At 62.8% G+C, this 8,821-nt stretch carries 8 protein-coding genes and 1 pseudogene; all 9 read left to right on the top strand.

Annotation, left to right across the window (positions count from 1 at the left end; all coding sequences use genetic code 11):
- The first annotated feature begins 360 nt into the window (after window positions 1–360).
- Window positions 361–1,422 carry an ABC transporter ATP-binding protein gene (locus EN893_RS05705; RefSeq protein WP_127267577.1) on the top strand — a complete coding sequence of 354 codons (1,062 nt, stop codon included), beginning with the start codon at window positions 361–363 and terminating at the stop codon, window positions 1,420–1,422.
- Window positions 1,423–1,454: 32 nt separating this feature from the next.
- On the top strand, window positions 1,455–2,540 hold the full coding sequence (locus EN893_RS05700) for a Gfo/Idh/MocA family oxidoreductase (protein WP_127267576.1): 1,086 nt from the start codon (window positions 1,455–1,457) through the stop codon (window positions 2,538–2,540).
- A gap of 55 nt (window positions 2,541–2,595) precedes the next feature.
- Complete coding sequence (locus EN893_RS05695; RefSeq protein WP_127267575.1) at window positions 2,596–3,510, top strand: sugar phosphate isomerase/epimerase; 915 nt, start codon at window positions 2,596–2,598, stop codon at window positions 3,508–3,510.
- A gap of 67 nt (window positions 3,511–3,577) precedes the next feature.
- Entirely contained in the window at window positions 3,578–4,522 is a 945-nt protein-coding gene (locus EN893_RS05690; RefSeq protein WP_128361445.1) for a substrate-binding domain-containing protein, read from the top strand.
- Between the two features lie 61 nt (window positions 4,523–4,583).
- Window positions 4,584–5,585 (top strand): ABC transporter permease, encoded by a 1,002-nt coding sequence (locus tag EN893_RS05685; RefSeq protein WP_127267579.1) that lies wholly within the window; start codon window positions 4,584–4,586, stop codon window positions 5,583–5,585.
- Window positions 5,582–6,364 carry an ATP-binding cassette domain-containing protein gene (locus tag EN893_RS05680; protein WP_024501560.1) on the top strand — a complete coding sequence of 261 codons (783 nt, stop codon included), beginning with the start codon at window positions 5,582–5,584 and terminating at the stop codon, window positions 6,362–6,364. The genes EN893_RS05685 and EN893_RS05680 overlap by 4 nt, the downstream gene beginning before the upstream one ends.
- A gap of 16 nt (window positions 6,365–6,380) precedes the next feature.
- Window positions 6,381–7,562, top strand: a complete 1,182-nt coding sequence (locus EN893_RS05675; protein ID WP_128361444.1) for an aldose 1-epimerase family protein — start codon at window positions 6,381–6,383, stop codon at window positions 7,560–7,562.
- 49 nt (window positions 7,563–7,611) lie between these two features.
- Entirely contained in the window at window positions 7,612–8,694 is a 1,083-nt protein-coding gene (locus EN893_RS05670; protein WP_236383000.1) for a fatty acid desaturase family protein, read from the top strand.
- Between the two features lie 11 nt (window positions 8,695–8,705).
- Window positions 8,706–8,821, top strand: a pseudogene (locus tag EN893_RS39015) (Rieske family ferredoxin); the annotation flags it as partial.

Genomic DNA, 8,821 nt, shown 5'->3' with positions numbered 1-8,821 from the left:
CCATCGTTCATCTCGGCCAGGGCGAGGCGGCTGTGAAAACGGTGTTCGACAATGATGTCGGACTGACTATCGGCGACACCGCTGTCATCGCCCCCACTACGTCGTCGGTGCGCGTCTTCGACGCTGCCACCGGCCGCGCCATGAGGGTGGGAGGCTGAGATGTTGGTCCGGCAAATTTTCGCAAGTTGGCGCCGCCCCTCACCCTTACCCTCTCCCCGTGTAGAGACGGGGAGAGGGGGGCGTCATCGTTGGAGCTTCTCCCTTCTCCCCGTCCCTATACGGGGAGAAGGTGCCGGCAGGCGGATGAGGGGCGGCGCCGGCGTTCGCTACCTGTCACTGATCCGTGGAGCGACCTGAGCCATGGCCGATATCGTCTTTCGCAACGTGACCAAACGCTACGGCAACACACTTGCCGTCGACGACGCCTCGTTCACCGTCAACGACAATGAGTTCTTCTGCTTCTTCGGACCGCCGCTGTCGGGCAAGTCGACGATCCTGCGCCTGGTGCTCGGGCTGGAGACACCTGACACCGGCGAAATCCTGATCGGAGGCAGGCCGGTCAACGCGATGTCGCCGGCCGAGCGCAACGTGGCGATGGTGTTCCAGAACCTGGCGCTGTTTCCGCATATGAGCGCGCTCGAAAATGTCCGCTTTCCCCTTGTCGAACGCCGGGTCGCCGAGACCGAGATCAAGCGGCGGGTCACCGACGTCGCGGCGAAGCTGCATATCGGCCATATCCTGCACAAGCCGCCGGGACAGCTTTCGGGCGGGGAGCGGCAGCGCGTGGCGATCGCGCGGGCTCTGGTGCGCGATCCCAATGCCTATCTGATGGACGATCCGATCTCGGCGCTCGACGCCAGGCTGCGCGAGGAAACGCGCGTCGAGCTGAAGCGCATCCAGCGCGAACTCGGCAAGACGCTGATCTACGTCACGCATGACCAGGAAGAGGCGATGTCGGTCGCCGATCGCATCGCCATCCTGGAGGACGGCAAGATCAGGCAGATCGGTACGCCGGCAGAGATCTACGACCGCCCGGCCAGCACCTATGTGGCAAGGCTGCTTGGTTCGCCGATGATGAACATCCTCAGATCGGCGCGCGGCGAGGGCGGTGTCGAAGCGGCTGAAGGCACGATTCGCATCGACGACAAGACAGCGCCCGCCGACGCCGTGGAGATCGGGCTGAGGCCGGAAGACATCAAGGTTAGACCGTGGGCGGACGGGGGCCCGGGCCGCCCGGCGCGAGTGTTCGAGGTCGAGCCGCTTGGCGGCTACACCGTGGTGACGCTCGCTGCCGGGCAGGCGCGGCTGAAGGCATTGCTGCGCGGTCAGCCCGACATCCGGCCGGATGCCATGGTGGCGATATCCTGCGAGCCGGCCAGAGTGCATTATTTCGAACAGAGCGGCGGAGCGTTGGCACGATGACAGCCGCAAGGAATGAGTTTCGGGAGGAAGAGATGGCAAACAAGGGCTTCGAGCCGGACGTGAAGGTCCGCACGAAGGAATACAAGATCGGCTGCGTCGGCGCAGGCATGATCATGGCCGAGTGCCATCTGGCCGCCTACAAGGAAGCTGGGTTCCCGGTGGTGGCAATCGCCTCGCGCACCAGGACCAGCGCCGAGAAGGTGGCGACGCGCTGGGGCATTCCGACCGTCCACGACACACCGGAAAAACTGATCGAGGACGAAAATGTCGAGATCATCGACCTTGCTTTCCCGCCCGACCTGCAGCCGGCGCTGATCCGTCACGCGCTGAAGCAGAAGCACATCAAGGCGATCCTGGCGCAGAAGCCGTTGGCCTTGTCGGTCGAGGAAGCGGTCAAGCTGCGTGACGAGGCGGCCAAGGCCGGCAAGATCCTCTCGGTCAACCAGAACATGCGCTACGACCAGTCGATGCGCGTCTTGAAGCAGATCATCGACAGCGGCGCGCTGGGCGACATCGTCTTCGCGCAGATCGACATGCACGCCATCCCGCACTGGCAGAGCTTCCTCGAGGATTATGACCGGCTGACGCTCGCCAATATGAGCGTGCATCATCTCGACGTGCTGCGCTTTCTGTTCGGCGATCCCGACGAGATCACCACGCTGACACGCAAGGATCCGCGCACGACATTCGACCATTCCGACGGCATCACCGTGTCGACGCTGCGCTTCCCGTCCGGTGTGCTTGCCGTGTCGCTGGAGGATGTCTGGTCCGGTCCGCGTCAGGATGGCTACAAGGACGACCAGCACATCAACTGGCGCGTCGACGGCAGCAAGGGGGTCGCGAAGGGCACCATTGGCTGGCCGACGGGCGCTGCCTCGACGCTGACCTATGCCTCGACCGAGACGACCGGAGGCGAGTGGGTCAGTCCGAGCTGGGACACGATGTGGTTCCCGCATGCCTTTATCGGGGTGATGGAGCAGCTCCAGCACGCGGTGAAGACCGGCACACCGCCGGCGCTGTCGGTCGCCGACAACGTCAAGACCATGGCGCTGGTCGAGGCGGGTTATCGCTCGATCGACGAGGGCCGCACGGTCAAGCTTTCCGAAATCGCTACCTGATCACCGCAACTGAAACACCAGACAACTGAATCGCTTACAGGGAGGAATTCACACTATGATGCAGGCAGGTATTTTCACGGGCTATTTCCCGTACGGCCTCGAAGAGTCGGCGAAGAAGATCCGTGGCCACGGTTTCAACACCGTGCAGCTCGACCTTCATTTCAAGGATATCGACCTGTCGGCCGGCCAGATCACCAAGGATAAGGCCAAGAAGGTTCGCGACACGTTCCGTGCCCACGACCTGCCGATCTGCTGCATCTCGGGCTACACCAATGTCATTCATCCCGACCTCGCGCACCGCAAGGCGAATGTCGATCGGCTGAAGGAAATCATCCGCAACGCCCGCCAGCTCGGCAGTCCTTACGTGATCTCGGAGACCGGTACCTACAACACCGAGAGCGAGTGGATGAGCGATCCCAAGAACAAGTCCGAAGAGGGTTTTGAGATGTGCCGCAAGGCGATCTCCGAACTGGCGCAGGAAGCCTATGACCACGGCTCAATGTTCCTGCTCGAAACCTACGTCAACAATGTCGTCGGCTCGGTCGAGGAAACGGTGAGGATGTTCGCGCAGGTCGACCATCCGGGCCTCGGCCTGCTGATGGATCCGACCAACTACTTCGAAAGCCACAACATCGACCAGATGGACAAGGTGCTGAACCAGGTGTTCGACACGTTGGCCGACAAGGTCAAGATCGCGCATGCCAAGGATGTCGCACGAGCCGGCGACGACAAGAGCGAGAAGCATGCGGACATCGGCGATGACGACGCGCTGGCCTCGCACACCTTCCGCGGCGTTGGCGAGATGGTCCTCAACGCGCCGGGCACCGGCTCGCTGAACTACGACCTCTATCTGCAGCGCCTGTCGCAGAAGAACCCGAACATCCCGGTGATCATCGAACACCTTTCGGAAGACGACGTGCCGAGGGCCAAGAAATTTCTCGACGACAAGTTCCGCGCCAACGGTCTCTGACCAGCTGTGCGTCGCCCTTTGCCGGCGGTGCATCCGGCTTGGAAGCAACAACAAGGGAGGAATTGCAGTGTTGAAATTCGGATTGAAACTGGCAGCGGCCGCGACTGTGTTCGCGGGCATCGCATTTGCCTCGCCGGCAATGGCGCAGGATGGCCAGAAGACGTTCTATCTGCTGTCGCATGGCGGTCCGTCGGATGCGGTCTGGCTGGACTGGAATGCCGGCGCGACCAAAGCCTGCGACCAGCTCAAGGTGACCTGCAAGATCTCCTTCAGCGGCGGCGACATGGCGGCGCAGAAGGAGGCCTTCAATTCCGCGCTTGCGGCCAAGCCCGACGGCATCGCCACCACCTCGGCCCAGCCGGGCCTGTGGACCGAGGAAGTGAAGGCTGCCAAGGCGGCCGGGATCCCGATCGTGTTCTTCAACACAGACGATCCGGCGACCGGACGGCAGGCCTATGTCGGCGCCGATCTCAAGGAGGCGGGGGTCATCTGGGCCAAGTATCTTGTCGACCACAAGATGGTGAAGCAGGGCGACAAGGTGTTCCTGCCGGTGGAAGTGCCTGGCGCCAGCTATCAGCAGCTGGAGACCGAAGGCATCGCCAGCGTCTTCGATCCGTTGGGGATCAAATATGATGTGGTCGATTGCGGCACCGACCCGGCCGGCATCATTGCCAAGATGACCGACTATATGGTGGCCAACAATCCGCCGGCGATCATCGCGCTCGGCGATTCCGTCGCGGCCAGCGTCAAGCGGGTGTTCGACGGCGCCGGTGTGCCGGCCGGCAAGATCCCGGTCGTCGGCTGGGGCAATTCGAAGGAAACCGCGGAAGCCGTGAAGTCCGGCTTCGTCAACGCGGCCGCCTGGCAGTTTCCGTCTGCGCAAGGCTTCATGCCGGTGGCGCTGCTCGGGCTCGCCGCGTCGGGCGAACCGATCGGCTACGACATCCATACTTTCAGCCTCTACGACGCCTCGAGCGTCGAACCGATCCTGAAACTCTACGACACGAAGTGAAAACCGGTGCCCGCGGCGCAGGCCGCGGGCACCATTTCAAAGCATGGTTCAAGCAGTCATGATGATCGCCGCAGAAGACGAAATGCCTGTCGGGAAACGTAGATCGAGCCTTATGCGCTCGCCGCAATTCTCCTCGCTCGTCATCCTCATTGTCCTGCTCGCGGTGTTCGCCATCGCCGATGCCAATTTCCTGTCGCCGCTCAACATCTCCAACATGATGGCGTTCCTCCCCGAGCTCGGCATTATCGCGCTCGGCATGACGCTGCTTCTGACGGCGGGCGAATTCGACCTGTCGGTTGGTGCCGTGTTCGGGCTGGCGCCGGTCGTCGTCATGCTTCTGGTGCAGAACGGAGGCGTCGATATCGGCATCGCGCTTCTGGCCGGGCTTCTGCTGTGCATCGCCATCGGCGCCATCAACGGGCTGATCGTCACCAAGATCGGCATTTCGTCCTTCCTGGTCACGCTGTCCATGCTGCTCGTGGTGCGCGGGGCGGCGCTCTACATCACGCAGGGCTTTCCGCTGAAATCCTGGGACCAGCCAGGCTTTTTCGTCACGCTGCTGGCCGGCAGCTTCAATGTCGGGTCGTTCCGGTTCTACACCTCGCTGTGGTGGTTCATCGGTCTCTCGCTGCTGGCGATCTACGTGCTGCGCTATGCCAAGCTCGGCAACTGGATCAGCGCCATCGGCTCCAACCGGAACGCGGCGGTGGCGCGCGGCGTGCCGGCGGACGCCGTCAAGGTGTGGCTGTTCATCCTGACTTCGGTCCTTGCGGGACTGGCCGGCATGATCAGCGCCTTCCGCATCTCGGCCGCCTCACCGGTGGCCGGCACCGGCTATGAGCTCGAAGTGATCGCCATGGTGGTGGTCGGCGGCACGGCGCTGACCGGCGGACGCGGCACGATCCTCGGCACCATCGTCGGCGCGCTGATGCTGCGCGCGATCCGCAACGGCATCGTGCTGATCGGCGTGCCGGGCCTCGCCTACAACATCTTCGTCGGCCTCATCATCCTCGCCATGCTCATCCTGCACGCTTTGCTGCAGAAGAACGCCGCAAGGGGCTGACGATGGAAGTTCTCCGGCTGCAGAATCTGCAAAAATCCTTCGGCAGCGTTCGGGCGCTGAAGAATGCGTCCTTTGCTCTCAAGGAGGGTGAGGTGGTGGCCTTGCTCGGAGACAATGGCGCCGGCAAATCGACGCTGATCAAGGCGATTTCCGGTGTGTTTCCGATCGACCGTGGCGACATCTATGTGCGCGGCGAGAAGGTCTCGATCCGCTCGACGCGCGATGCCATGGACCTCGGCATCGAGACCATCCACCAGGATACGTCTCTGGCGCCGGATCTCAGCATTGCGCGCAATCTTTTCCTTGGGCGCGAACCGGTCAAGCTGAAATGGCTGGGCGTGTTCGCGCCGCTCGATTTCGCCAAATTGCGCGATGCGGCGTCGGCGCTGTTGAAGCGCGTCGGCATCTCGAAAAAACTCGACGCCGATGCGCTGGTCTCGACGCTGTCGGGTGGCGAGCGGCAGTCGATTGCGATTTCTCGCGCCATGCAGTTCGCCGCCAAGGTCATCATCCTCGACGAACCAACCAACAATCTCGGCGTCGAGGAAACCCATGGCGTGCTGCGCTTCGTCAAGGAGGTGCGTGACGCCGGCCATTCGGTGCTCTTGATCACCCACAACATCCATCACGTGTTCCAGGTCGCCGACCGCATCATCGTCATGCGCCGCGGCGAGATCGTCGCCGAGCAGACGGTTGCCGATACCGATCTTCTGACCGTGGAAAGCATCATCACCGGCGCCGACATGTCGGCCCTGCTGAAAGAGACGAGAGCGAAGTGAAGAAGTTGGCCGTCACATGGTAGAACTCTACGGCAAGACGCTTTCGCGCCGGCAGGTATCGGAACGTTCGGGCATGCTGTCGCAATTTGCCGGCGTGCGGCTGATGACGCTTGGCGACGGCGTGGAACGCGGCATCCGCATGCTCGAGTTCCGCACCGACTCGGGCCTGCGTTTCACGGCGCTGGTCGACCGGGCGCTCGACATCGCCGATTGCGACTTCAAGGGCCAGGCGATCGGCTGGCATTCGCCGAGCGGCTTTCGCAACCCCGGCCTACACGATTATGAGGGGGAAGGGGGCCTCGCCTGGGCGCGCTCGTTTTCAGGCCTGCTTGTCACCTGCGGCCTCGACCACATATTGGGCCGCGAAGCGGTGCCTGCCGATAGCTACAACTACCCGGGCAAGAAGACCGTGATCCATTCGCTGCACGGCCGTGTCGGCACCATTCCGGCACGGTTGACCGGTTATGGCGAGGCCTGGGATGGCGACCGCTGCGTGCTTTGGGCCGAAGGCATCGTTCAGCAATCGGCGGTGTTCGGCGAGGATTTGCATCTGATCCGGCGTATCGAGGCCGATGTCGGCGGCAACGAGATCCGGCTGTCGGACCGCGTCGTCAACCATGGCTTCAATCGCACGCCGCACATGTATTTTTACCACGTCAATGTCAGCCACCCCTTGCTCGACGAGGGTTCGCGCTATCTGGCGCCGATCCGCGACGTCGTCTGGGCTGGCCATGCAGGCGAACGCTACGAGGCGCAGAAGGTCGGCTACCGCACCGTGCCGGCGCCGCGACTGGGCTTCAGCGAGCAGGTCTGGCAGCATGAGATGGCGGCCGACGCCAATGGCGAGGTGCCGGTGGCGGTGGTCAACGACGGCATAGGGCTTGGCCTGGAAGTGATCACGCGCAAGGATCAGCTGCCTTGCGCCTACCAATGGCAGAATTTCCAGGCAGGGCAGTATGCGCTGGGCATAGAACCCTCGACACACCATGTCTTGGGCAATCTCGCGGCGCGCGAGCGAGGCGAGATGATCTGGCTGGAGCATGGCGAAGGCCGTTCTTATGACGCGGTGTTCCGGGTGCTCGACGGCGCCGGCGCGATCGCCGCGGCCGAAGCAAAGATCGCGTCGATCGCCAGGCAGCCGCAACAGGATTATCCTGTGCCGTCGGGCAATTTTCCGGGATTGGCGGACAGGGCATGATGCGAAACGAATGCTCCGGCTGGCGGGCCGGAAATCGGAGGTCGATGTGATGGAGAAAAAGCGCGACTACAGCCTGGTCGGGGAAAGCACGCGCATCGCGATCGAGACCGGGCTGGCCTCGGCCGAGTGGTATCACACCGATGTGCCGCGCAAGGCGATGAAAGAGCTGATGCAACGCTCGGACGGGCCGGCGATCCGCGACACGATCATCTGGATCGTTGCCATATTGGGTTCCGCCGCCGGCATCGCCTGGTTCTGGGGCACGTGGTGGATGGTGCCGTTCCTGCTCGTCTATGGCGTGCTCTATGGCTCGTCCAGCGACTCGCGCTGGCACGAGTGCGGCCACGGCACCGCCTTCCGCACGCGCTGGATGAACGATGCCGTCTACCAGATCGCCAGTTTCATGCTGATGCGCAACCCGGTGACCTGGCGCTGGAGCCATGCCCGCCATCACACCGACACGATCATCGTCGGCCGCGACGCCGAGATCGCGGTGATGCGTCCGCCGGACCTGCTGCGTGCCGCACTCGCCTTCACCGGCATTCTCGATTTCCGCTATTCGCTGCCGACGCTGGTGCGCAATGCGTTCGGCAGCATCTCGCCCGACGAGAAAAGCTTTATTCCCGAGATGGAGCTTCACAAGGTGGTCACAGCCGCGCGCTGGCATGTCGCCATCTATGTCGCGGCGATCGCGCTGGCGTTCTATCTGTGGTCGTTCCTGCCGCTGGTGCTTATCGGCCTGCCGCGCCTCTACGGCAGCTGGCACATGGTGCTGACCGGCCTGCTGCAGCATATCGGCCTGGCCGATAATGTCACCGACCACCGGCTGAACACGCGCACCGTCTACATGAACCCGATCAGCCGCTTCATCTACTGGAACATGAACTACCATGTCGAACATCACATGTTCCCGATGGTGCCGTATCACGCGCTGCCGAGGCTGCATGAATTGATCAAGCACGATCTGCCCGAGCCGAACCCTTCGATGTGGCATGCCTATCGCGAGGTCTGGCCGGTGCTGCTGAAGCAGCTTCAGTACGAGGACTATTTCCTCAAGCGCGAGCTGCCGCCGACGGCGCGGCCGTATCGGGACGAGTTCCATGCGCTGACCGTTCCGGCAGCGGCGGAATAGGGGAGAGGCAGATGGCCGACTGGGTTGAAGCGTGTGGCGTCGACGATGTCGAGGAAGAGGATGTCATCCGCTTCGATCATGGCGGGCGTACCTTCGCCATCTATCGCAGTCCCGATGACGAGTATTT

Source organism: Mesorhizobium sp. M7A.F.Ca.CA.004.04.2.1 (assembly GCF_004022825.1).
Classification (GTDB): domain Bacteria; phylum Pseudomonadota; class Alphaproteobacteria; order Rhizobiales; family Rhizobiaceae; genus Mesorhizobium.
The sequence above is the reverse complement of the archived record's forward strand: the minus strand, read 5'-3'. Positions and strand labels throughout refer to the sequence as shown.